The organism is Marisediminitalea lipolytica, from assembly GCF_001758465.1.
Classification (GTDB): domain Bacteria; phylum Pseudomonadota; class Gammaproteobacteria; order Enterobacterales; family Alteromonadaceae; genus Alteromonas; species Alteromonas lipolytica.
On sequence record NZ_MJIC01000014.1, the window covers coordinates 320,329 to 345,258 of the forward strand.

Consider the following 24,930-nt stretch of genomic DNA (forward strand, 5'->3'; position numbering starts at 1 on the left):
GCGGTGACTTGGCCGATAAAAACCGATGATTAGCAGGGTTTTAAATAATAAAGCGCACTGGCCGGGGGGAACAATGCGCATAAACCTTACTGACTTAGCGTTTAACATGGTTGTAGCGGGGCTCTACCCGCAACAATTTGCTTTGCGGATCGACAATCACCACGTCTTTAGGGGTAACGGACAGGGTATTTTGCTGTGGCAGGTGCAGGGTGGTTACCTTACCGTTTACTGATACCTCAACAGGCATGGGGAAGGGCAAATCCCCGGGCGTGAGCCAGCTTAGCTTAAGCTTGGTATCGCTGCGCTGCTGGAGGATCTCGGGCAATTCAGGCTGATACAGGTAAACATTAAAAAACCAGTTAAGATCCTGCCCTGTTTGCTTATTTACAATGTTAATAAAGTCGCCGGTATTGCGATACAGGGTACTGAACTGGCCGGGCATGGGGTTTGCTGTGCCGTACAGCAGGATTTTTACCGAGTCAAAAAACGCCTGATCGCCAATAAGATAGCGCAGGGTGTGCATGATCCAGGAGCCCTTGTAGTAGATGTCCAGCGCCGGTCCTACACCGCGCTCGTAAACCTGTTCTACTTCCATTTCTTTGCCAGACACGATCGGGTGGGTATTGATAAGACCTTTGCGCTGGTTATTGAGGTAGGTTTTATACGCCAGATCGCCATTTAAGTACTGGGCAAACAGTGGCTGCATGTAGCTGCCCAGGCCTTCGTGGATCCACATGTGATCCCAGTTGTCGTTAGTCACCTGATTACCAAAGTACTCATGGGCGAATTCGTGTTGCAGCAGCCAGTCAAAACCAAACTCATCTTTTTTGTACTCGTTGCCATAGGCATTAATGGTTTGATGTTCCATGCCCAGATGCGGGGTTTGCACGATGCCGACTTTTTCATCGGCAAAGGGGTAAGGGCCAATCATGCGTTCAAAAAAGGTCAGCATAGGCGGAATTTCATCAAACAGTTGCTGGGCTTTATCGCCATTACCCGCCAGGTAGTAATACACAATGGGATAACTGTTACCGTAAACACTGTGGTAGGTGCTCTCGACTTTGTCGTAGGGCCCGACGTTTAGCGCAATACCATAGGTGTTGTGGGCCGAGCGGGTTTGCCAGTGATAAGTGCTTTGTTCGGCGGTGGTTGTGGTGTCTACCAGTACGCCGTTACTGGCGGCTACCAGCCCTTTGGGCACAGTAATGAAAATATCCGCGGTTTTCGGTTCGCCCATGGGATGGTCGATACACGGCCAGAAAATATCACAGCCTTCGCCCTGTACAGCTGTTGCCAGCCAGGGCTTGCCATTGGGCGTTTGCTCCCACATTACGCCGCCATCCCAGGGCGCATTAGGCGGAGTACGCGGATGGCCATGGTATTTAACGCTAACCGTTAACGGAAAAACCGGGGCGCTGGTGGGGGTGATAATAAGTTCGCCATGGGTGTTGGTGTAATGCTCAGGCTGGATAATCTGACCGTTTAGCTGTACTTCGTCGATAGTAAAAACGGTATCCAAATCAACCGACACAGAGGGCTTGGCAGACTCGCTGGTAAGGCGCAGCGTGGTATCGCCAAACAGCACCTCGTTATTAAAGTCAAAAGCAAAATTAAGCGTGGCATGCTCTACGCTGACACCCTGCTGAAGAGCAGGAATATGTCCCCCGCTTTTTAAGGTGTAGGCGGTTGATTCGACTGACGCGGTAGTTGCGTTTTGTGTTGTGCTACAGGCACTTAACACAACAGCAAGTGAAAGAATAATACCATTGCAGGCAATGCCTGGTTTCATGAATGCACTCCACAGATACGGTGATAATGGCTAGATTATAACGGTATTCGGCGCAAAGTGAGGACGAGAGCAGCGCGTTAAACGCGTTATATGGGAGTTTAACGAAAAAAGGCGACTTTCTTTGAGCCGCCTTTTTGATACTAACACCCTGAGGTTATTCGAAAAGTTCGCCGCGAAGATCTTCCAGCGTGCTTTGCGTATGCTCTTTAAGCAGTTTTTTTACCTTTTTGGGTTCTTTGTTCATCCACGCTGCATAAATTTCTTCATGCTCGCGGTAGGCGTCGGCCTCGCGATCGGGTGGCTCAAGGTGTTTGCGCACATACCGTTCTGACAGCAGGTGAACCTTAAACAGCAGTTCCTGAGTAATGTTACGACCGGCAGGGGCTGACAAGGCTAAATGAAACTCGCGGTTTACGGTAACGGCTTCCGGGGTTATCTCGTTAGCCATGCTTTGTAAGCGTTTGAAGATTTCGGTGACTTTGGCTTTGTCTTCTTCGGTGGCTTTTTTACAGCCCTGGGCCGCGGCTTCTGGCTCCAGCGTGGTACGCAGCTGAAAAACGTCTTCCGCTTCGGCAAGGCTTAGCGGCCGAACAATAAAACCACGGTTTGGATGAGAAACCAATAATCCGTCTTGTTCCAGCCGGGTGAGTGCTTCACGCAGCGGGATTTTACTTACTCCCAGATCCTGGGATAGGGCATCCTGACGAATGGGTTTTGCCGGGAACATATCGTTGGCAAGGATCCGCTCACGAATAATTTCGTAGGCTTGTTCCGACAATGTTTTAACCACAATTGACATGTATTAATGACTCCTGAAAAGAAGTTAGGTGTTGCTTTATTATTGTAGGCGTTGGCCTGTTTGTTTTTTGCGACAGGCTTCATGTAATACAGTATACTAAATGAACTAGGCCCGATAGCGTTTGCGGTTTTGTTTGCGGGTTTTTTAGCCAGATGTTAAGGATAAAGTTTATTTTATTCAGCAATTTAGATTTAAATTGTGATTTTTAATTTGTTTTTGCCAAGCATGAGACTGAATGCGGGTAAGGCGCAGCACCTTAAAACGGGTCAAATGTGGAAAAGTAAAAAAGCGCTGCTGCACAATGCTAATGATCTTAGCCTTTTTCGATGGGCGAATTCACAATCTCATCAAATAACGCCTGACTAATATATTGCGGGCGATAAGTGCCATTGTTATTAAGGATTTGCGCATAAAAAGAACGTAAATGATTGCGCGAGCCTTTAAGCAGATTGTTGTACACCATTAGTACATCGGGGTTGTCTGTTAGGTCTTCGCTCAGACGCATCAGATCATAGATATCGAGTTCTTCTATCCGGGCGCCAACATAAAGCCCTTCTAAAACAGAAATCGCGCCATTTTCAGTAAGTACCGTATACAAATAGGCGAGTTCGCTGTTGGTAAATACACCAACGGTGGTATCGGTTACCGGATCGTCAAGCTGGTACCGTTCCAGCAACGCCTGCATGGCATCGGTATGGGTTTGTTCGCTGCTGGCAATATTATTAAATATAGCCAGACCGTGCTGGTTGTAGAGGGTGATGTACACATCGTGGGCGAGTTTTTCTTCTTCGCGCATCAGCAATACGCCTTCGGTTTCGATTGGCGTGAGATCGCCCAGTGCGTAGGTATTAAGCTGGGTGTTGAGCTGACTGACATTAAAGGTCGTCAGGCCATTTTGATCCACATTTAATGGCGATGGACTATCACTACCACCGCACCCTGTGAGGACGGCGGATAAACTCAACAAAATTACCAATAGTAAGCGCTGCATAATGCTCTCCGGTTGCGCTTCATTAACGGGTGAAAAGCACGCATTAATGAAAAGTGACTGCTACCGTAGACATTGCAAGCTTGATGCCTGATATTTAGTTGAGTTATTTGGCTGATTTTTAAAAGATATTTTTTGGATGCTGGGATGTTTTGCCATTGTTGTCACAACCGTTTGGGTATGTGTGACAACAATGACACGCGGTTTGCTCAGGCGTTATTAATAAAGCGGTTACCCAGTAAACTAGCACCGATATGGCCGACTTTGACATAAATTAACGCACCTTCGCTGGCAGTAAATGGCGTATGCGTACTGTATCTCGGATTTCGTATCCAGCTACCGGCCGGATAGCTGCCATGTTCGTCATTAAACACGCCTTCGAGCACCAGAATTTCTTCGCCGCCGGGGTGGGTATGCGGGCCAAACTGTGTGTCAGGCGCCCATTTAACCAGCGCCGTATTAACGCCTTCATGCTCGTGCAATGACAATACGGTTAAGCCTTCTGCTTGCCCGGGTTGCCAGGCTACCTGGCGGGTGTTGATGATTAGTTGCTGGCTGTCTCTTACCGAAAACTGCCAGAGTTTTACCAACAGCGTACAACCTGTTTCAGAATAAGGCGTGTGCGATGTGCCCGGTGGGTTGCGCAGGTAGGTGCCAGCGGGATAGTCGCCATGCTCATCGCTAAAGGTACCACTTAGTACCAGAATCTCCTCGCCGCCATCGTGAGTATGGGCGCTAAAGCCAGCCCCCGGATCGTATTCAACTATGCTGGTGGCTCTGGCAACTTCTGCCCCGACTCTGTCGAGCATCATACGCCTGACACCTTTAAGCGGTGAATCGACAAAATGGTAGTCCTGGGGTTGTATAACCACTCGCTGATTAAAGTCACTGTTTATTTGCATGTAACGGATCCTGACAATATTTCACATTGCAAAGTATTACGTATGTTTGCCTGAAAAGCTTAGTTTATTGTGATGACCTGCCAATTACGCTAGATTGGATAAATTATAATTAATTGATTAGGTTATTTTTTTTAGCCTGTGGAACAGAACGTTGACTGAACCTGGTTTTATTTCGGTGGTGCCAATTCTGGTAACCCTTGCGCTGGCGCTGTACAGCAAACATGTGGTGATAGGCTTATTTGGTGGCGTGGTAAGTGCGGTGGTATTACTAACCGGCTGGCAGCCGCTGGAGGTGCTTGGCGAACTGGTAAAAACGCATTTAGTGGGAACGCTGACTGATAGCTACAATGCTGGCGTGATCGTACTGATGGTGTTTATTGGCGGCTTTGTTGCGCTAATGGAAAAGTCGGGAGGCGGGCCGGCATTTGCCAGCAAAATGATTAGGTTGATTACCAGCAAAGCAAAAGCGCAGGTGTCTGCCTGGCTTGGCGGCATTTTCATTTTTTATTCTGATTTGGGGACGCCATTGATTATTGGCCCAGTGTTCAGACCGCTGTTCGACCGGTTAAAAGTGTCGCGCCAAAAGCTTGCTTTTATTATTGACTCTACCGCCTCGCCGGTGGCTATTCTGGTGCCGTTTATTGGTTGGGGTATTTACATAATGGGCCTGATGCAAAAGGAGTTTGATCGCGCCGGTCTTGCGCTGGATAGCTGGCAGGTGTTTATTGAAGTAGTGCCTTTTCAGTTTTATGCACTGTTAGCTATTGCAGTGATCCCGGCGGCTTTATTGCTAAAGGCGGAGGTGGGCGCTATGGCAAAGGCCGAAGCGCTGGCAGCTAAAGCCGACTTAAACGCGCCTGAGACTGACTCAGGATTACAGCCTTTTACGCATCAGAATGCCCGCGCCAGCTTTGTGTTTTTGCCGTTACTGGTAATGGCTGGTGTACTGCTGATGATGCTGGTGCCCGAAGGATTCCCCTTTGCCAGTGTGCCCGGTTCGGTATTTCGGGCGGCTCTGGCCAGCGCTTATTTTTTAGCGGCCTGCACGTTAATTGGCCTGATGGCATGGCATAAGGTAAGACCCGCTATGGAAGGGATCAGCCTATACCTGCAAGGCATGGGCGGTATGATGCAGGTAATTATTGTACTGGTACTGGCCTGGACACTAAGTTCGCTAGGCCACGAGCTTGGCACCGCAAGCTACATTGCCGGGTTAGCCGAACAGGGTTTCCCCGCGCCATTGCTACCGCTGGTGGCGTTTTTACTGTCGGCGGTGATTTCTTTTGCTACCGGCTCCTCCTGGGGAACCTTTGCCATTATGTTGCCACTGGTTATTCCTACTGCATTTGCCATTGATGCGCCGCTGGTTGTGAGTATTGGCGCGGTATTATCCGGCGGTTTGTTTGGTGATCACTGTTCGCCCATATCTGAAACCACCATTCTTTCTGCCACCGGTGCTAACTGTAGTCAGTTTGAGCATTTTAAAACGCAATTACCCTACGCACTCATGAATGGTGCGATAGCGGGGATCGCTTTTTTAGTGGCCGGATGGTTGGCCAGTCCGGTAATTTTGTTCACCGCGCTGGTGTGCCAGTTGATGTTGCTGTGGGGAATAAAGCAGTTGCACTCAGGGCAGGCAGCTCAACGTGATTATTGAGCTGCCGGAACAGGGCGTTTGTTTATTTGCTGGCTTTGTGGCGAAGGCTAACCAGCGCCAGCATGCCAGATAAAAATAGTGCGAATCTGTGTGACCAGGAAAAAGGCTGGTCCCCCGGAGCTTCGCAGACCAGAGTAAACGGGTTCTGCGGCTCATTGTTGGACATATTCTTGTGGCTGGGTAGCTCTGAACGGAAAAACTCACTGGTTTGCTATTGTTTCGTCTGTGCTTTTATTAGCTTTTAACAGGAATGCCAGCCATTCCTCAGGCGGAAGCGGCCTGGCAAAGTAATAGCCTTGCATTAGATCGCAGCCCATTTTTTCCAGTATTTCCACTTGCTGTGCAGTTTCGACACCCTCTGCCACTGTGCTTATTTGCATGCGCTTAGACAGCGCTAGTAAGCTTTCTACAATGCCTTTTGCTTTAAAGTTCTTCTCCATCTCAAGTGTAAAAATGCGGTCAATTTTCAGCTCGCTGATAGGCAGCATATACAGGTTGATCATTGATGAGTAAGCGGTACCAAAATCATCGATAGAAATCTTCAGGCCATAATCTGACAGAATTTTAAGTTTTTCGCTTACCGCTGAAAGATCCTGGATCAGGGCGGTTTCGGTTAATTCCAGTATAAGCTGCTGTGGCCGCAGGTTGTAGCGCCGCAACATGTTCATAATGGTTTCTTCAAATACCGGCCTGACGATATCCCTGGCGCTTACGTTGATGGCAATTTGGGTATTTTGACCGTATTTTTTTGCCTCAGCGAGATTGATGCAGGCCTGCTCCAACACCCACTTGGTGATATCGTGGATATCACTGGAGATTTCGGCAATAGGAATAAACTCGTCAGGCCTGACAGCACCAAGTTCAGGCGAATTCCAGCGAATCAGTAATTCGGATGACATAACCTTTCGCTCGGCATTGACCTTTGGCTGTAATACCACATGAAACTCATTGTTGGTAAGGGCCGGTAGGATGGCATGCCGAATATTTTTCTGGCGTTCAAAACTTTGATAGTCGGCATGACTAATACGATAGATAGTGCGGCATTCTGCACTCTTGATTTCCGCTCGTGTGTAGTCGATTAACGAGAGCAGTGATTCAGGGGTTTCGTCGCTATCGACCACTTTAAAAATACTGCCTATGGACACGCTTTTCTGGTGCTGGTGACCTTCGATGTCAATGTTGTTTTCTAATGAGGCCTGTAATGATAACTCAAACTGAGTAAGCGCAAACCTATCCTCAGCGGTAGGGCTGGTTAGTGGCGCCAGACGCGCAATGATAAAGCTGTCGCCAAGCCCCCTGTAAGCCACAAATTCCTGGCCGCAGATTGCCAGTATCCGCTTGGCCATAATGGCCAGTACGTGGTCGCCTTTTTCCCTTCCATAGGCCAGATTAACCTCAGAGAAGCGGTCGATATCAATAATTGACACGTAAAGGTAAGACTCAGGTGTGTTGGCCAGCGATAACCATTTGCTGCTATCGCGATGATACGCCTGCAAATTTGGCAGGCCGGTAATGGGATCCTCATAGGCCATTTTTCGCATACGCGCTTCGTGATTTTTGCGTTCGGTTAAATCGCGCATCATGCCTACAAACCAGGTTTGTTGCTGGTGTTCTACTTCGGTCAGGGTGAGTTCGATATGCACCGTATCGCCCGATTTATGTTTTGCAGGAAGCTCTCGTGGGCGGCCAATGATATGTGCCTGGCGTGTTTCAATATAATGTTTAAGGTAATGATCGTGGGCACTGGCGTAAGGGGCGGGCATCAGCACGGAAACGTTTTTACCTAACAGCTCGGCTTCGGTATAGCCGAGCAACGACTCCACCATCCGATTAGCAGAAATGACTTCGCCTTTGTGGTCTATTACTACCAGTGCATCATTAATGTTGTCTGTTAGCTTTTGATTAAACTCAGTAAGCTTCTCAATCTGACTGATGGTATCAACCGTGGAAGCCTTCACAAGATTATTGAGTAATCGCACTTCGCAATAGTCGCTGCAGGTTTGCAAAATATCGTGCTTTAACGCATTGAGTAACGAGGTGAGATTGTTCTGGCTTATTTCTGCGTCGTTAAACAGTAATAAAAACATACAGAAGGTGTCTGGATCGCCGCTTCTCGACGAGCCAATACCAAGCGCCCGGGTAGCTGTGTTATTACCTAACAGTGATTTAATTGCCTGCAGCGATTTAGCATCGGCTTCAGCAAAAGTATCGTGTTGATTAAGCAGCGCATCATGAAATACAGGCTCAATAAAACATTTTTGGTAGGCCGGGGGCGTTTGTTGTGGGTGGTTGGCTGCCCACGCAATACTGTGTTCTTGCCGGGATACCGCCATAATCTGACATTGTGCATTGCTGATGACCACAGTGATATTTCGGGTTAACTGACTAAATTCACTATAGGTGCCAAGAGCCAGTTTATTGAGTAATTGCTGCATAATCTGAGTGCTCTATCGTTGTTTAAATGTCAGTGGCATTGATGCCAGTAATTGCGCTCGTTCGTCGATGTTAAACGCATTTTCGGCCACATTATTGGCTAGCACCAGATTGTGCTCTGAGACTTCATTGATAGCTTCCACGTTACGGCTAATTTCCTGTGCTACCGCACTTTGTTCTTCTGCTGCCGTTGAAATCTGGATAGCTAAATCGGCAATCAGCGTTACCTCTTCGTAAACCTGATTGATAATTGAAACGGTGGTTTCGGTATCATTAATACAGGTGTCTGCTGATATTTTTCCTTTACGCATTGTGGCGGCGAGCGAATGCAAGGTTGTCTGGATATGTTCCATTGACGCCTGGATTTGCTCGGTGGCTTTATGGGTGCGGGTGGATAAGGCTCTGACTTCTTCGGCTACCACCGCAAAGCCTCGCCCGTGTTCGCCAGCGCGCGCAGCCTCGATTGCGGCGTTGAGAGCCAGTAAATTAGTTTGATCAGCTATTCCCTGAATTTCAGTAGTGACTTTACCTATTTGTTCGGCATTGGTCGCGAGGGCTTCAGCTGAGTTAGCCGAATCGGTAACCTCGGCCGCTAAGCGGGATACCGATTTCATAGTATCGGTGATCGCACGTGTGGCCTGCTCACAGTCATGGTGGACTGCCTCCACTTTTACCGACGTTTGTGTGGTATTGGTGGCAACCTCCTGGATTGTGGCCGACATTTCTTCCATTGCAGTAGCTAACTGATGTAGCTCATGAGTTTGTTGTTCAACGCCGGTACGACTTTGCTGAGCGGTATCTTCTAACCGTTGTACGCTTGAGAGAAGCGTTTTTGCTCCGTCTGATACCCGGCCCAGAATAGTTCGGGTTCGGCCCCTGTGCATCAGATCGTGGAAGTGCACGATACTGAGCGATGAGCGACCACAAAAAACATAGCGGGATACACTGTCGTAGTCGGCTTTTAATCGCCTGATAGCAGCATAAGTACTGAATATTTCGGGATAAAAACATATTAACGCAACAACTGGCAGGGCAAAGGCCAGCCACGCAAAAAACAGCGCGCCGGTACTTAAGGCTAACGAGGCCACGCAAAAAGTGAGCAAACGCGGCAGACTGGCCTGCCAGAAGGTTTCTGATACCGAATGTCCGGCATTGATTTTTTGATAAAGCCGCTGTGCGCGGGCCTTTATTGTGGGATCCAGTACAGTACGAACTGACTGATAGCCAGTTAACTCTCCGTTTTCAAAAACCGGGGTAACAAAGGCATCTACCCAATAATAGCTGCCATCTTTACAGCGGTTTTTAACCGCGCCGCGCCATGACTGGCCGGCCTGTAGTTTTTGCCACATATCGGCAAACGCGGCTTTAGGCATGTCCGGGTGTCTTACAATGTTGTGATTTTTGCCTATTAACTCCGCCTCTTTAAAACCCGCTACCCGGCAGAAGGCGTTGTTGGCATAACGAATAATACCGCGGGTGTCAGTGATGGAAACCAACTCTTCCTGTTCAGTAAAAGTAACTTCTTTGTCTAGCACGTGATTATTGCGCCTATTCACCACAATACATTTTCCTTGCTATCAATACATGGCGGCGTACCGAAACCGCTCGATATGAAAAATACAACAGCTTGTAGCTCCGGCTTGTTATAAAAAAGCTTATTTTTTGGCCAGATGCAGATAGAAAACAGCCGTGTGCTGTTTTTGTTAATTTCGCAGAATTTGAAATATCAACTTTGTGATAATTGTAATTATTGAAGAACTTCAATATGCGGTAGGGTTAATATTATCTTTAACTTTAGTAGTAACAAATTATTTTTGAGAAATCTTGGCTGGTCAGACCTCTAAGGCTAAAGAATAATAAAAATGGTCATTTTTTTGTCGTTTTAGCGTCGTTGAATTGACGTGAAGCCTTGTTTTAAAAGTATTCTGTAAAATATAGGTAACTGATATGTGTTTTATTTGTGGCGCGGTTTGGTGGGCATGTCTTTACGTAGGTTCGGATTTTTCTTAATTTCTGCTCCAGGAACTATTTCAAGTTACCTTTTGAAAGGTGAAAGCTTTACTTTTCACAGAACGATGTAAGTTGTACTGGAGGTAGTAGGAATATAAGTAAATTGAATGTCACTACCAATACACGGCTGCCAAGCGGACAGGCGGTTTTAGATGATTGTATTTTTTAGTAAGTTTTTTACGTAAAGGGAAATAATGAGGCTTCATCCGGACTCAAACCAAAGGCCTGAATATTAGCTTTTATAGCGTAATGTGGTGTCTGACCTGGTTTCTTATTTCTGCTTACAGGCGGAGGTTTCCTTGCAAATCATCTGATTAATCGGTTTACTGAATATTACCGGGGAGATTGTCATATGTTGTTCCTCTTAATCTTATCGAGCAACAGGAAACAACATGAAGAAATCTCTGTGTATTAGTGTTTTTTTATTGTTACTGATTGGCTGTACCGAAGTCCCTCAATCTCCGCCAGCCTCAACCACGACTGTGGCGGAATCTCAGCAACTGACGGAGTCAGAAAAACTCAATCAGTGGTTTGACGTGAAATATGAAGAGCTACTGGCATTTTCACCTTTAACGCTCACTCGGTTGGGACGAAAAGAGTTATATGATCAAATAGACGATATGTCAGAACAGGGCGAAGCCGCAAAGTTGGCCTGGATGGCAGCATCGGTTGAGGAACTGAAAAGCCAGTTTGATTACAGCAAACTTGATGACGATGCCAAAATCTCTTACGACCTGTGGTTCTACCAATATGAACAGGCCAGATTGATTGATGCGTATAGTCGTCATCGTTATTTATTAACGCAAATGTGGGGGATGCAATCATATCTTCCTACGTTGATGATCAATTATCATAAGGTTTCGGATGCTGCTGATATTGAAGCCTATATCTCTCGCCTGTCAGGTATCGGCCGCGCAATCGAGCAACTTACCAGTCGGGTTGCAATTCATGCTGATGAGGGGGTAAAAGCCCCTTATTTTGCCTACGAAGGTGTTATCAAACAAAGCAAAAGTATTATTTCAGGTAGACCTTTTGAGCCCGCGAGCGAAGCAGACTCTTCATTGCTTGTTGATATTAAAAGGAAAATCGGCTCACTGATCGATACTCAACAACTGGATAAGGTACAAGCGGATAAATTCATAAAAGCCGCTGAACAAAAGTTATTAAGTGATGTATTACCTGCCTATAGCGCGTTAATTCATCAGTTTGAAGACGACTTATCCAATTTAGACACGGTAGCAAAGGGAGTGTGGGCGTTGCCCAATGGTAACTCCTATTACAACACGATGCTGAAGATGCACACAACGACTGATCTCACGGCGGATGAAATACACCAGCTGGGATTACAGGAAGTCACCCGTCTTCGCCAGGAAATGGAAAATATCAAGCAAAAAGAAGGTTTTAATGGCACGCTTCAGGCGTTTTTCTCCTATATAAAATCGGATACGTCGGATGAACGTTTCTATTACCCGAATACTGATGAAGGCCGTCAGGGATATATCAATGATGCCACTGCTTTTATAGAAGATATTGAAGCTAAGCTGCCCGAATTTTTTGGTATTTTACCCAAAGCCAAATTAGTCGTTAAACGCGTAGAATCTTTTCGAGAACAGCCTGGTGCTCCACAACATTATTTTGCTGGTTCGACAGATGGCACTACACCCGGTGTGTACTACGCACACTTAATCGACATGAAGTCGATGCCGAAAAATGAAATGGAAGCCATTGCTTACCATGAAGGTATTCCGGGCCATCACATGCAGGTTTCCATTGCTCAGGAACTGCAAGGTGTCCCCAAATTCCGAACCACTTTTTTTGTCACCGCTTACACTGAAGGATGGGGGCTGTATGCAGAGTCATTAGCGAAGGAAATGGGCGGTTATCAGAATCCGATGTCTGACTTTGGTCGCCTGGTAACCGAAATATGGCGAGCGATACGTTTAGTTGTAGATACCGGTATTCATTCTAAGGGCTGGACCGAAGAACAAGCTATTCAGTATTTTAAAGACAATTCCCCAATCTCTAACGGACAAATCAAAGCCGAAGTTCAGCGGTACTTTGTGTGGCCGGGTCAGGCCACTGCATATAAGATTGGTATGTTAAAAATTCAGGAGCAGCGTAAAAAGGCAGAAACTGCGCTTGGAGATGAATTCGATATTCGTGAATTCCACGATCTGGTTCTGGGTAATGGAGAAGTCCCATTGACTATTCTGGAGCGCATAGTTGATGACTGGATAGCTAGCAAGATGGCAAATATTTAATGTTGCAGGCTTCTTTATAGAGCTGAAGAAGCTAAATTAAATGGTGCCATACCGTCCAGGATATACCGCGTGCCATCGATGCGCCGCTGGTGGTGAGTATCGACGAGGAGTTATCCGGCAGTTCGTTTGGGGATCACTGTTCGCCCATTTCTGAAACCATCATTGTTTCTTCCACTGGCGCTAACTGTAGTCAGTTCGGGCAATTTAAAACGCAATTGCCTTATGCACTGATGAACGGATCTATAGCGGCGATAGCTTTTTTGGTGGCGGGATGGTTGGCCAGTCCGGTTATCTTACTCTCGGCGTTGGTATGCCAGTTGGTGTTGCTCTGGGGGATAAAGCAAGTGTATTCAAAGCAGGCAGCTCAATGTGATTATTGAGCTGCCAGTAGATGGTGCTTGTTTATTTGAGTGCTTTGCGGCGAAGACCAATGAGAGCCAGCATGCCGGATAAGAACAGTGCAAAAGTAGAGGGGGCGGGCACTTCTACTTCGGCTGCCTCAACGGTAATAGCAAACGTTTCGAATACGGTATATTTACCGTCGCTCACTTTGGCAGACATGTTGTAAATGCCCGCGTCGGTAAAGGAGTAACTACCACTGGCGCCGCTGAAATCGTCATACTGGCCATCGCTGTTGAAATCCCAGTCGATGGTTAACGCGTCGTTATCGCGATCAAACGTATCCACACCAAAATTAAAAGATTCGCCGGTAAATAAATTCAGGTCCTGAGTAATACTCAGGATTTGCGGGCGGTAGTCAACATTGAGGGTTAAGCGGACAAAATCTAAAATCCACGAGTCGCTACCTGTGTCAAACCGAAAAAAGCCAGAACCGGCGGCAAACCTTGAAAAAGTAGCGCTGCTCAGGTTATAGCTTGGTCTTGCGTAGGCCTGTCCTGCAGACGGGTGTACGCAATTTGTATAGCCGTTCAGACTACCGTCACAGCCGTCAGAGTCAACCAACCTGATGGTGTTGACATTATTTACAATTAAATTGGCAGCGCCGCGGGGACCCGGGCCACGATAGCCAAGAGAATCGTAACCCAGCATAACGGAGGCCGATACAATGCTAGCGAAGCTGGTAGACCAACCGCCAATGCTAAATGAGTGATCGCCTTGTAAAACTCTATCTGTGATGGTGCTGCCAAAACCTGTAGTGGTAGCGCGGTTGTCGATATCACCGTATTGATAGGTAATATAGCTTGCGTTTGCGGTGGTTGCTAAAAAAGCCAGAGAGGCCAGCAAGGATTTAATTTTCATAACTTTACTTCCAAAACATCTCCTGGATGGAACGGCTGCCATATCAGGTACAAATTTGTTCTATCACTGATAAAGCAGAAGTTATGCCATTTTTAATTCATTGATTTTTAGGCGCTTAATTTCGATGTAAGTAAGGGGTGTAAAATAAATCGACAATGATATGCCTGACTTTATTAATGTCAGCTGTAGTGCACAAAACACAAAGACAGTTACTTACCCAAATCAGTTTGAGCATTTTAAAACGCAATTGCCCTACGCACTCATGAATGGCGCTACAGCGGCGATAGTCTTTTGAGTGGCTGGATGTCTGGCCAATCAGGTTATTTTGGTTGCGGCGTTGATGCGCCAGTTGGTGTTTTTGTGGGGGGCGGAGGCATAGTAGGTTTATAAAAAGAAGGGGCCTTGCACACACATAAGGCCCTTCTCTGGATTAATTCGTTGGTTTGTTAAGTTTCTGCTTTAGTTTTACGAAATTTAGCGAAAAACAATCCGAAGAGGCCAAATCCCATCATTGCAAGTAGCGATGGTTCTGGAATTTCGCTTGGCGGTTCTGCTTCTGCATTATAAGCACTGCCGCCCACGACACTGGTGGAGTGGTAACCGGACAGGTTTGAAGTATTAAAATTGGTAGTAATGCCGTTACTATCTACCTTAGTGGTTGGGGTATTGTAGCCAATACCAATGGTGGAATAAAATCTGTCACCGTTGGCTATGTTTACGGCGGAGGTTCCGTACCAATGCGGGTCTGATTGCGTAGTCGCTGTATTTAGATCAAAATTGGTTGTCGCGAGCGTTGTATTAAAAAGGTAGGAATAAACGCCGTTATAAAAAGCGGCATCGCGTTTTCTTTCGCCTGTACCCAGACCCGTTCCCAGAACTTTTATAAAATTCATATCAGAGTCAAAGAAAAAGGTTCGGTCTACCGATATTTGAGTGAGCCCAATCATATCGTTTACCACATCGTAGCCTGCAACCATACTGGCCGCAAAACTAAGGCTGCCGGTGGTCCATGATGAACCGTTGTAAAGATGATAAGCACTTGAGTTATATTGAGTGACTAAAAACTTATCTTCACCAATCACTTCTAAATTGTAATTAGATCCCCCAAAAGAATTACCTGCCATAACATACTGCCAGGAGTTGATCATCGCATCATATTTAACAATGGAGTTGTTAATATCCAAAGCGTAAACATTGCCATTAATGTCACTGGCTAATGTCGACCGGGTATTAACCGAAGCTTTTTGAGTATATATGCCGGTAGTAGTGTCCATGGCGTAAAAAGTGCTGCTGGTGTCTGTGCTGGTGCTATATAAAATCCCAGCTGACGAACCGGCTGATGCGGCGACCATGCCTGCACCCAGGAGTAATTTCATGGCTTTCATTTTTGGCTTTTCCTCTTACATCAAGGCTCGGTACTACCGTAAGGAATATTTGTGCCAGTTTTGTAACTCTTTGATAGTAATTATTTTGTCATCAATCAGAAAGTTTACTTGGTAATTTGTGTAAAAAATATAAACACAAAATTAACATTTAGATAACCTTGTTGGGTGTGTTCTTTACTGCTAACCGTGAGGAGAAAACTGAACTTTGTAGTGTGTATTTCCGTCATTGTCTGGCGAGGTTTTATCTCTTGGTGGCCTTTGTTTTAAAGGGCTGCAATAGGGGGAAGGCTATCTTTTCGAAAACTTAGACTGAAGCGAATTCCACCATGACAATGTATTCAGGCAAAGCCAGTTTGTGGGTTTAGCGGTAGTTATTTGGTTGTCAGAAATTTTTACACGTATTAAGTAAGTATATGTATTTTAATGTATTTTTAATTTTGGAGCTGATACTGACGAAATACCTTGGTATTCGAAGTGGTTTGGTGGCAGGTAGCTGACTGAAGCTTTCGCAGATTGTTTTAAAGTCTTTTCGAAGGTCAAACAAAAGTGGAACAGAAATCCCTTTAATTTGAGCAAGATATTGATTTAATTGAATTGTATTTTGAAATGGTGGCCCCACCTGAACAGGAAGGGGTTTTAAATCAATGGTTTAGTGAGTTTTGGGGCCGCAAAAAACCCCGTTTTTAGGGGCTTTGAGCCACTTTGTTCCACTTTTATTAATTTTTAAAGTATGGAACAAAGGTGGAACATGTCAGAAATCAAAACCGTATTTACTGATAAGTTTGTAAGAGAGACAACTAGCAAAAAAGCGATCGCTGTATTCGCTGATCAAGACAGACCTTACCTAAAACTAATGGTCAGGCCGAGTGGCGCTAAAGCCTTTTACTATCGTGGCAAACGTGATGGCCAGGATTTAAAGCAAAAGTTGGGGAGTATAGATAAGCTCAATGTAGCCATGGCACGTTTGCTCGCTGATCAACTACACTATAAAAGAGACATTGCTCAAGGAAATTCGAGCCTTCATAAAGCTGATATCAACACCTACCTGACCCTTAATGACCTTTTCGAATTGTATTGTGAGGGAGAGCTAAAATTCCGAGCTACGGTAGCTGGAAGAACGCATTCTCTCAAGGTGGCTTTCAACAATCATGTTCGTGATTCGTTAGGTAAGTGCCTGGTCGCGGACATTGATAAAAAGAGAGCCAGAGAGTTTTTCCGGCAATTACAAGCCAAGGGCTATTGCACCCATAATAAAGTGCTGAGTGTTCTTAAAGCCGCATGCAATTATGTAATCGACTATGAAGATGCTGCTGGCTTACTTGTGAACCCATTCGAGCGACTTAAAAAAATGCCAGGCGTAACTCGGAACAGATATCTGAGTCACGATGAGGCGAGGCGCTTAATGCGTGCTTTTCAGCAAGTGGATAATCAGGATGCTGCCGATGTTTATCGAATGGCTTTGTTTACCGGCGCAAGAATATCCAATGTAAAACAAATGGAATGGGGCGATATTAACCTTAATGCTGCTATATGGTTGGTTTCCGCTACTCGAACAAAAACCAAACAACACTATGAGATTGCTCTGCATGATTTGGCTGTGCAGTTACTTAAACGTCGACAGCTCAATTCAACCTCAAGTAAATTCGTATTTCCTTCTCAGAAGCGATCCAAATATGGATATATGACCGGTGGCGATCAGGTTTGGAAGGAAGCTTTGTTAATCGCGGGGCTTTATCACGAGAACCCGAATATTCGACCGCGACCGCATGATCTGAGAAGGACGTTTGCCACCTGGCAAATACAGTCGGGGGCTGATGTTAGTGTTGTGGCCAAAGCGCTTTGCCATACGTCATTAAAGCACACGATGATTTACGCACACACCAATGTTGATCAGGTTCGAGAGTCTCTGAATGGAGCTTTTAAGTTTTTGTAACGTTCTTTTAAGTAATAATGCTAAAAACTACAACAGCTTTTAGAGGCTGTTGTAGTTTAACTCGTTCATGAATCAGGCCGAACCAATATTCCTCTTTCTAATTAAAAAGGATCATTGATTAGTTAGGCTGCTGGAGCAAATATAAACCAGCTTAGGCCGTTAAAGCCGCCATCATATTCGAAGAGAATGGCATCAGGAATATCAATTGCCTCAGCAATTTCAGCCGGAGTGAGTGCCTCTGGATCTGAAATGTTCTGCTTCTTCAGAGAATCAAGGATTCGCTCAGAAATATGTCCAACACCTTCACTCTCAAAACACGCATATAAAACGGTTTCATCTTCTTCAAAGTCAGCTGGCTCTTCTTCGCCGTAAATGCAAATTCCTGAAAAGGGTGAATACAAAGGTACGTCTTCTTGTTTTAGCTTTATATAAGCCATTACATGCCTCACGTTGGGAGAAAACTGATATATAACATAAGTTTATTTGTGGTTTTAAGTGATTTTTTGAGATTGATAATCAACTGGATAAATATCGAACTTGAACGATTACTGCGTAAACGAAATAAGGTTAGTTGTATCTTTTCACAAGTGAGTAATTAGTGGCTTGCAGTCTGATGAGTGGAGCATTGTTTCATGCTGAATGTGTATTAAGTCTGTTGTTTAGTGAATGGAACGATTAACTTTTATAATTGAAAATTAGACTAACTCTGCTGTATAAATATTTACATTAAGTAAAAATTATTACAAAGCAGAGGGTGACTTGAATTCATTGTTCACATGGTTAGGTAAAACTGATGTTGAAAACATGCGTGAAGGAAATATAGCGGCCATAGCAACAATTGCGCTTAAACATCCAGAACCATTCGACAAAGTTATCATTCTCGCAAACGCCTACGAAGTGCATTGGGAAAAATACAAATCCTGGCTTCAAAACAAGCTTGAAATGGCGGGTAGGCCATGTCAGACGGTACAAATCATACCGGTACATATTAACTCACCAATAGATTATGCATCGATACATCTAGAAGCGGAAAAATGGATAAGTAAACTTTCTAAGGAAAGCTCAAAGTTATGTATCAGTCTGACTTCTGGTACGCCAGCAATGATTTCTCTTAGTATTCTGATTGGCAAAGGAAAATCTAATACCAGCTTTTTGCAAGCTTCACCTCAAAATGAATTGATACCCACTGAAATCCCTGTTGACTTTGTAAAGGAATACAAACATTCCGCCCAGAAAAATCAAGCGGCCAAAGCAGTTACAAAGCCGAACTTTAAACAGAGTTTTGCGAACCTGACGTCTGAATCGAAGGAAATGAAAGAAGTTGTAGGGTTAGCAGAAAACCTATCTCAAACTGAAGTCCCAATTTTGATTCTAGGTGAAACCGGAACCGGTAAAGAAGTTATGGCCCAGGCTATTCGGTCTGCGGGATTAAGAAATGACAAGCCATTTATCACGGTTAATTGCGGTGCGTTACCAGAGACAGTAGTTGATTCAATACTATTTGGACATGTGAAAGGGGCTTTTACAGGCGCGGTGTCAGATAAAAAAGGGCTTTTTGAGCAAGCTGATGGTGGAACTATCTTTCTTGACGAAGTGGGCGAGCTAACTCCAGAGATTCAGGTTAAGTTGCTTAGAACTCTTCAACAAGGTGAAGTGACCAGAGTCGGGGACGATAAAACAATTAGTGTGGATGTAAGAGTCATTGCCGCAACGCATCGAAATTTAGTGAAAATGATGGATGCGGGAGACTTTAGAGAGGATCTTTTTTATCGTTTGGCTGTCGGAATAATTCGAATTCCACCATTGAGAGTCAGGCGTACAGATCTTCCTATTATCCTGAGAGAACTAACTGCAAGGATTAATCAGGCAGGAAGTCTGAACCCTGATTACATACCAAAGCAACTATCAAATGAGGCTATTGATTATATTTCTAAGTTACGCTGGAAAGGTAACATTCGGGAGCTATGGAATACGTTAAATAGAGCATTTATTACGACAAATCAAAAGATTATTGAAACAGGTGATGTTGCAAATTCGGTGATAAAGCGAGATGATGCCACAGCAGCTTTGGATGTTACTTTAGTTTATGGCGATTCAATCAATATCGAACAGATGGTTGATAAATATAGAAAAAAATATGTATTAGCTGCGTTATCAGCATGTGGCAATAATTACACGAAAGCGGCAAGGATGCTGGGATTGAAGAGCCATCAGAGACTCAAGGATTGGATGTCTAAGCTGGAAATTGAAATAGATAAATAAATAGACCTTCAGTCTGCGTATTGAGTAGATTAAACGAGGCATATTGCTTTCAGGAACTCTTAATGCCTGAAGCTTAGGAAGTTGTATTGATATGGAACGAGATAAACTTTCTCTGAAATCGTATGGAGCTGGCCACCAATCCTCCGGTTTAAAGCGCCTTGATATACATAATATCCTTGACAGAATCATATCTCTAAATCATGCCTGGAAAATTGCCAGGGATGATTTTGGAGCGAAAAATAACATCACAACGGCACTTCGCCGACAAAAAGCTTCCTGGCAAGCCAGTTTACTTCGTTATTACCCTGACGCTGCTTACTTTAAGCAAGATGAAGACAATGTTGATGGGGAAGTGCTTCTCAGCGTTCGTTTATCAACTCCAATTAACATAAATGGCAGCCTCAAGAAGGACGCCGAGCATATGCCGTTACGAATAGCTGAAGAGCTATTTACCCCAGAAGAATTAAAAAAATTATTCCGTTAGGAGTGTAGTCAATGGATTTTGTTTTAAACGCGTTTTTCCAAGTAGATAGTCTCACTAAATCTATCCTGATATTTGTGGGGCTTTTATTTTTCCTTGGCGTGATTGCACAGGTTAAGCACTACTTTTCTTCATTAGGAAAGTTAAAGCATTACCAAGAAATATCAGACACTCTTGATGAAGACGACGTTATTCGCGTTCAATCTCTAACTACAATCCAACAGGATTGGGTAAAACAACATCTAATACTTAACACTGAAAATGACTGGTTAGTTGCCAAGAAACATAATGGTCGATTTTTAACACTGGGTTCGATAGCTTCATCAATGATCCCTTTACCAACACCGCACGGCAAAAATTTACCCGCATTGTTAACCAGTATTGGTGTAGCCGGAACATTCCTTGGAATAACCGTTGGTTTATCTGAATTTAATTTCAATGGTGTCGACCAGGGAACTGCTTCTCTGCTCCAGTCTGCCTCCCAACTACTTGATGGTATGAAAACCGCGTTTTACACCTCTCTGGCAGGCTTGGCTGGATCAGCGATTATCATGATCATCATGCAATCGTTTAATGCACATCTAAGACGACGCGTAGAGAGTATTAATCTCTCTCTGCAAAAAAATCTTGCGCAATCTTCAGGTCTTGAATATTTAAAACAAATTGCAGAGCGTGAACAAGATCACCAATTGCTAGAGGCGCAGAAAAAGTCATCTGATGCAATGGTTGAAGTTAGTAGTCAGATAAGCCAACTGCTTGGTGGCTTACAAGGAATAGGCAAAAGCCTTGATGGCGAGAAAATGGCGGAGCAGATTGCCACGGCCATCGATAAAACAATGCAAAGCTCAGTTGCTCCGGTGCTCACTGAGTTTAAACAAGAATTAGAAACGCTTCGAAAAATTAAGGAAGACAACCAGCAAGAGCTTCTTACTAATCTCGTCAACACTATTAAGCAGGAACTAATACAGCCTGTAACAGAAGAATTAAGCAAAACAACTGAAGCGGTTAACGCAAGCAATAGCGTATCTGAAAAGCTCAATACTAACGTTGAAAATGTTTTAACTAATATGGCTCAAACGGTTGAGACAATTGATCGCTTTAATCAGGACACCATGTCCAAACTTCAGGAATTTGCTCAATCACTACGTACTGTTCTTGAAGGGTTTAAAGAAGACACCAAAGGCACCATGCAGGATATTACGCAGCGCGTTCACGATGTTCTTAAATTAAGTGAAGAAGGGATGGCGTCTCAGAGAACCGCATTCGAAGCTAGTGCGAGCAAAGCTTCAGAGGCATTCAAGGGGATGGGCGAGCAGTTAGGCCAGGCATTGGAGAACAGAGCAAAAACAGAAAAAGCCCTGTTTGAAGCAACAGAGCAAAGAATTGAAAATCTGCTTCACCAAACCAGTAAAAGTTTTGAGGAGCAAAATTCTGTATTGAGAGCTACTGGTGAAGAAGCCAGTGCGCTAATGCAAAACGCTAAACAGGAGCTGCAAGAAGGTTTAGGAGATATTGATACCAAAGTAACAAACATGTCGCAAACGGTACAAAGAGAGCTGGAATCGTTCAGGGTTCAATATCAACAAAACCTTACTGAATTCTTCAACGATCAGAATAACCTTCTTGAAGATACGCTTGGCAAGCAAGCAAATAACTTGGTTGATGTAGTAAATCGTTTCAAAGACGTCTTTGAGGAAGAATATAAGACACGACATACCTTACTTCAGGACTTAGCCGAGCAGCATTCCCATCTGCAAAAGTCTGCTGCAACAATAGAAAAATTGGTTAAGGCTATTGGATTGACTGAAGCAAGTAGTTTCTCAGAGTTACAGGATATTGCTCACACTATGGGCCGCCACATCGGCGAACTTAAACGAGATTATGAACAAGCTTCAAAAGTATTCCGTGAAATTTCAGAGGGCATGCCAGCTGCAATGGAAGATTACTTCAAGCAAGCTAACCAAAGCACCGAAGTGTTCTTTAGAGAATTTGACGAAGCTGCAAGTAAAATCCACAACAGATTGTCACAAGCTGCCGACTTCCTCGTGGATGCCCGCCTTACTGAAATTGATCAGAAAACGGCCGAGGCGGTTTAATTATGATTGCTGGAGAGTCACAACCTGATAATCAGATAGATGATAGCGGCTCTTGGTTATCCATCGGCGATCTGATGTCGGCTTTACTTATGATATTTGCTCTGCTTCTCATTAGTGCATTAGTTCAAATTGCTGAAGTTTCCGAGAAGAGTAAAAACAACAGGGTTATGATCATCAAGGGGTTGGAAGATGGTTTTAAAGCAGCAGGCATCGACGCCGCGCCTAATCCAGAAACGGGTGATATATCGATTACCAACTCTGTATTATTTCAGCAGGATGACTATCTGCTAAAAGATGTGGGTAAGAGCTTTCTGGACAAGTTTATCCCTATCTATAGCCAGGTCGTATTTCAAAATCAGGCAACTGCCGACGAGGTGGTCAGGATCGTAGTTGAAGGCCACTCAAGCAGCGAAGGTAACTTCGAACACAACATGCGCTTAAGTGTTCTGCGCGCAAACAGTGTGTTTGAATATATTAGCCTGATGGATTTTCCTAACAAAAACGCTTTTTTTACCAAGCTACTAATTTCAGGTAGAGGTGCTATCGAAGCTGACCAATCCATAGCTAATGAAGAGGATAGAAAGGTAGTTTTCCGCTTCCAGTTTAAAGGGCAGGAATTCCAGAAAGTAGTTGGACAGGAAGGTTTGAAACATGTCAGTGAATAGTGGCATTCAATTTCCTATTCCTAGAGTGCCCAAAAGCCATAGTTTAAGGAAAGTATCGTCAGGTGGGAGCGTGGCAAATGCTATCTCCCATCGCCAAATACCATCTTATCCTCCTCTTAGAATAGAACAGATCCTCAGGTTAATTGAGAATGGTTCTTCTGATGCCATCACTGTTTTGGAGTGGCTGAATTTGTTTCGTAAGGAACTCTTTTTCGAAACAGATGATGAGGGATATAGAGCAGCAAGTCTGATCTGGCAGGCAATTAGTGAGAATGAGCGATTGAGCAGAATCGCTTTGTACTTGGCAGGTTTACAAATCAATGGTCAAAACGATAAGTTCCCTAAGTTACTTATTGACTCAATGAGTGTCGCAAAACCATTGTTAAAAGGTATTCATCTAAATCGTGTTAGTTGGTTGATAGGACTAAAAGCTGAAGAATATAAAGCCTGCGTAAATTTGGCTTTTGAACTTAAATGCGTGCCAACAGATGTGCCTAAAAGTTTAAACCTGCCACTGGTGACAAGCTGCAGGCGAGATCTTCAAAACGCATTACTTTCATTTGTCACCGCCAATTTGGGTGCAGAAACCAGAACTTGGTTGGAGAGAGCATTTTCAAAGTCCACTCGACTAGAAATGATTGAAATTGTCGACTCTTTGTTAGTGAAGAAGGAGTCCGTCTTTTCCCAATTTTTGAATTGGTTGACAGAGGTTTGTCACCCAGAGTCTGCCGACACTATCTGGTTTGAGATAAGCGAGAAATCCAGACAAAGATTAAAGTCAGAATTTCAACTGGGCAGCTTTTTGGTTTTCCAATCATTCGTTGACATACTTATCGAAAATGCTCCAGAGAAATTAGAAGAGCACGAGAAGAGAACACTCAGGAGTCGTGTCAGCTTCTGGTCAAATTACAGCGAAAAAATTGGCCAAATGAAATTTATTATTCCTGCAAACTGGCACTTAGAGTCAGAGCTTAAAGGTCGATTTGCAGAGTTGGATTATGTTCTTAGTCACGATAACGAAAGGGACGGAGATAATCCGGTTTGCCTGTTTGAGTTAGAAAAAGTTATTGCCATCGTGGTGCTAACTGGAAGAGCGAGCGAAATAAGACTGTTTGAGAATAATTCAAGGAACAGAAACCGTTTTTTCAAAAATAAAACGTTAACGTTAACGCAAATTCGAAAATCGGCATGCTTACAAATTCATGATCATGTCACATTATGGCAGTTCTTTTTTGAACAAGTGCTCCGCAAGCAACTAGATATATACCCAAATGAGGGGATTAAATATTTTAATGGAATGAAAAAGGAGTATGGGCACTACGATTCCGTTAAAGGATTAAATAGACCTTCAAAAGAGTTGATTAATCAACGCGGTTCTTATTTAGATAGCTGGCTCGTTGCCTTTAGAGAAAGAGAACAAGCTCTTAACTTAAATGATGACAGTAGTGCTTTCGTACAACTCCAATATGCCAAATTATGCAAATTAAAAGGTGATACAACGGGATTCAGGAAGTTACTTCGTGAAGCATCTCATCAAGGTAGCCTTGAGGCTAAATATCTACTGGCATTAGATATTTTGAGTTACAGTTCATCAAAGAAATCAGAAAAAATTGAAGCCGAAGATATGCTTCGTGATTCGGCGTCCTTTGGTTACGTGCCAGCCCAAAAACTTTGCAAACAGTTTTATCTTACATATCAAAAAGTTTCTCGCGACTCAAAAAAGAAGAAGGCCGTAAAGCCTGCTGATGAGAGTTTGGGTATCGAAGATGAAAGTGCGCAACCCGCGGGCACACTAGCAGAGATTAAAGAAAAAGTTCGTTTAAGTGATAAACGGCCGTATATGTCTCTTAAAATTGATGAGTTAGAAATTGTAGCCGGAGATGCCAGCTTAAATTACTTTGACAAGCTGATTATTGCCAATGAGCTTGAGGGTAGAAGGCAAACTCCTAGAGTGAAAGCATTAATCGAACATCTTAATGTTAAGTAATTTTTCTCATTAAAAAATAATA

Annotated in this window: 18 protein-coding genes; 9 read left to right on the forward strand and 9 right to left on the reverse strand. The window is 44.2% G+C overall.

The window, feature by feature from the left end; genetic code table 11:
- Positions 1-94: 94 nt before the first annotated feature.
- The 4 genes from BFC17_RS12510 to BFC17_RS12525 form a co-directional block, all read right to left on the reverse strand.
- On the reverse strand, positions 95-1,789 hold the full coding sequence (locus BFC17_RS12510) for a M1 family metallopeptidase (RefSeq protein ID WP_070176815.1): 1,695 nt from the start codon (positions 1,787-1,789) through the stop codon (positions 95-97).
- A gap of 154 nt (positions 1,790-1,943) precedes the next feature.
- Positions 1,944-2,588 carry a GntR family transcriptional regulator gene (locus BFC17_RS12515; RefSeq protein ID WP_070176816.1) on the reverse strand — a complete coding sequence of 215 codons (645 nt, stop codon included), beginning with the start codon at positions 2,586-2,588 and terminating at the stop codon, positions 1,944-1,946.
- A 313-nt stretch (positions 2,589-2,901) separates the two neighbouring features.
- Positions 2,902-3,579, reverse strand: coding sequence for a DUF2202 domain-containing protein (locus BFC17_RS12520; protein ID WP_070176817.1), 678 nt, complete (start codon positions 3,577-3,579; stop codon positions 2,902-2,904).
- Between the two features lie 206 nt (positions 3,580-3,785).
- Positions 3,786-4,478: a cupin domain-containing protein gene (locus tag BFC17_RS12525; protein WP_070176818.1), complete on the reverse strand. Its 693-nt coding sequence runs from the start codon at positions 4,476-4,478 to the stop codon at positions 3,786-3,788.
- A 151-nt stretch (positions 4,479-4,629) separates the two neighbouring features.
- Between BFC17_RS12525 and BFC17_RS12530 the strand changes: the two genes are divergently transcribed.
- Positions 4,630-6,135 carry a Na+/H+ antiporter NhaC family protein gene (locus BFC17_RS12530; protein ID WP_070176819.1) on the forward strand — a complete coding sequence of 502 codons (1,506 nt, stop codon included), beginning with the start codon at positions 4,630-4,632 and terminating at the stop codon, positions 6,133-6,135.
- A 200-nt stretch (positions 6,136-6,335) separates the two neighbouring features.
- On the opposite strand, the gene BFC17_RS12535 is transcribed toward BFC17_RS12530, so the two are convergent.
- Positions 6,336-8,570: a putative bifunctional diguanylate cyclase/phosphodiesterase gene (locus tag BFC17_RS12535; protein WP_070176820.1), complete on the reverse strand. Its 2,235-nt coding sequence runs from the start codon at positions 8,568-8,570 to the stop codon at positions 6,336-6,338.
- Positions 8,571-8,582: 12 nt separating this feature from the next.
- Positions 8,583-10,127, reverse strand: a complete 1,545-nt coding sequence (locus BFC17_RS12540; protein ID WP_342341842.1) for a methyl-accepting chemotaxis protein — start codon at positions 10,125-10,127, stop codon at positions 8,583-8,585.
- An 843-nt stretch (positions 10,128-10,970) separates the two neighbouring features.
- Between BFC17_RS12540 and BFC17_RS12545 the strand changes: the two genes are divergently transcribed.
- Together BFC17_RS12545 and BFC17_RS12550 are read left to right on the forward strand one after the other, a co-directional pair.
- A complete protein-coding gene (locus tag BFC17_RS12545; protein ID WP_070176821.1) occupies positions 10,971-12,839 on the forward strand; it encodes a DUF885 domain-containing protein in 1,869 nt (622 codons plus the stop codon).
- Positions 12,840-12,931: 92 nt separating this feature from the next.
- Complete coding sequence (locus BFC17_RS12550) at positions 12,932-13,219, forward strand: Na+/H+ antiporter NhaC family protein (RefSeq protein WP_229680941.1); 288 nt, start codon at positions 12,932-12,934, stop codon at positions 13,217-13,219.
- Between the two features lie 22 nt (positions 13,220-13,241).
- On the opposite strand, the gene BFC17_RS12555 is transcribed toward BFC17_RS12550, so the two are convergent.
- Entirely contained in the window at positions 13,242-14,099 is an 858-nt protein-coding gene (locus BFC17_RS12555; protein ID WP_070176823.1) for a PEP-CTERM sorting domain-containing protein, read from the reverse strand.
- Positions 14,100-14,545: 446 nt separating this feature from the next.
- Positions 14,546-15,484 (reverse strand): PEP-CTERM sorting domain-containing protein, encoded by a 939-nt coding sequence (locus tag BFC17_RS12560; RefSeq protein WP_070176824.1) that lies wholly within the window; start codon positions 15,482-15,484, stop codon positions 14,546-14,548.
- 748 nt (positions 15,485-16,232) lie between these two features.
- On the opposite strand from BFC17_RS12560, the gene BFC17_RS12565 reads away from it, so the two are divergent.
- On the forward strand, positions 16,233-17,417 hold the full coding sequence (locus tag BFC17_RS12565) for a tyrosine-type recombinase/integrase (protein WP_070176825.1): 1,185 nt from the start codon (positions 16,233-16,235) through the stop codon (positions 17,415-17,417).
- Positions 17,418-17,539: 122 nt separating this feature from the next.
- Here BFC17_RS12565 and BFC17_RS12570 read toward each other — a convergent pair whose 3' ends face one another.
- Positions 17,540-17,854, reverse strand: coding sequence for a hypothetical protein (locus tag BFC17_RS12570; RefSeq protein ID WP_070176826.1), 315 nt, complete (start codon positions 17,852-17,854; stop codon positions 17,540-17,542).
- 322 nt (positions 17,855-18,176) lie between these two features.
- Between BFC17_RS12570 and BFC17_RS12575 the strand changes: the two genes are divergently transcribed.
- From BFC17_RS12575 to BFC17_RS12595, 5 genes are all read left to right on the forward strand, one after another.
- On the forward strand, positions 18,177-19,679 hold the full coding sequence (locus tag BFC17_RS12575; protein WP_070176827.1) for a sigma-54 interaction domain-containing protein: 1,503 nt from the start codon (positions 18,177-18,179) through the stop codon (positions 19,677-19,679).
- Positions 19,680-19,770: 91 nt separating this feature from the next.
- Positions 19,771-20,163, forward strand: coding sequence for a hypothetical protein (locus tag BFC17_RS12580; protein ID WP_229680940.1), 393 nt, complete (start codon positions 19,771-19,773; stop codon positions 20,161-20,163).
- 11 nt (positions 20,164-20,174) lie between these two features.
- Complete coding sequence (locus tag BFC17_RS12585; protein WP_070176828.1) at positions 20,175-22,256, forward strand: coiled-coil domain-containing protein; 2,082 nt, start codon at positions 20,175-20,177, stop codon at positions 22,254-22,256.
- 2 nt (positions 22,257-22,258) lie between these two features.
- Positions 22,259-22,921, forward strand: coding sequence for an OmpA family protein (locus BFC17_RS12590; protein ID WP_070176829.1), 663 nt, complete (start codon positions 22,259-22,261; stop codon positions 22,919-22,921).
- Positions 22,908-24,908 (forward strand): EH signature domain-containing protein, encoded by a 2,001-nt coding sequence (locus BFC17_RS12595; RefSeq protein ID WP_070176830.1) that lies wholly within the window; start codon positions 22,908-22,910, stop codon positions 24,906-24,908. Before BFC17_RS12590 ends, BFC17_RS12595 begins: the two co-directional genes overlap by 14 nt.
- Positions 24,909-24,930 lie beyond the last annotated feature (22 nt).

Coding starts and splice junctions, on each gene's coding strand:
- BFC17_RS12520 (WP_070176817.1), bottom strand. CDS start 3,579: ATGCAGCGCTTACTATTGGTAATTTTGTTGAGTTTATCCGCCGTCCTC.
- BFC17_RS12510 (WP_070176815.1), bottom strand. CDS start 1,789: ATGAAACCAGGCATTGCCTGCAATGGTATTATTCTTTCACTTGCTGTT.
- BFC17_RS12590 (WP_070176829.1), top strand. CDS start 22,259: ATGATTGCTGGAGAGTCACAACCTGATAATCAGATAGATGATAGCGGC.
- BFC17_RS12570 (WP_070176826.1), bottom strand. CDS start 17,854: ATGGCTTATATAAAGCTAAAACAAGAAGACGTACCTTTGTATTCACCC.
- BFC17_RS12580 (WP_229680940.1), top strand. CDS start 19,771: ATGGAACGAGATAAACTTTCTCTGAAATCGTATGGAGCTGGCCACCAA.
- BFC17_RS12585 (WP_070176828.1), top strand. CDS start 20,175: ATGGATTTTGTTTTAAACGCGTTTTTCCAAGTAGATAGTCTCACTAAA.
- BFC17_RS12560 (WP_070176824.1), bottom strand. CDS start 15,484: ATGAAAGCCATGAAATTACTCCTGGGTGCAGGCATGGTCGCCGCATCA.
- BFC17_RS12525 (WP_070176818.1), bottom strand. CDS start 4,478: ATGCAAATAAACAGTGACTTTAATCAGCGAGTGGTTATACAACCCCAG.
- BFC17_RS12545 (WP_070176821.1), top strand. CDS start 10,971: ATGAAGAAATCTCTGTGTATTAGTGTTTTTTTATTGTTACTGATTGGC.
- BFC17_RS12515 (WP_070176816.1), bottom strand. CDS start 2,588: ATGTCAATTGTGGTTAAAACATTGTCGGAACAAGCCTACGAAATTATT.
- BFC17_RS12535 (WP_070176820.1), bottom strand. CDS start 8,570: ATGCAGCAATTACTCAATAAACTGGCTCTTGGCACCTATAGTGAATTT.
- BFC17_RS12555 (WP_070176823.1), bottom strand. CDS start 14,099: ATGAAAATTAAATCCTTGCTGGCCTCTCTGGCTTTTTTAGCAACCACC.
- BFC17_RS12595 (WP_070176830.1), top strand. CDS start 22,908: ATGTCAGTGAATAGTGGCATTCAATTTCCTATTCCTAGAGTGCCCAAA.
- BFC17_RS12565 (WP_070176825.1), top strand. CDS start 16,233: ATGTCAGAAATCAAAACCGTATTTACTGATAAGTTTGTAAGAGAGACA.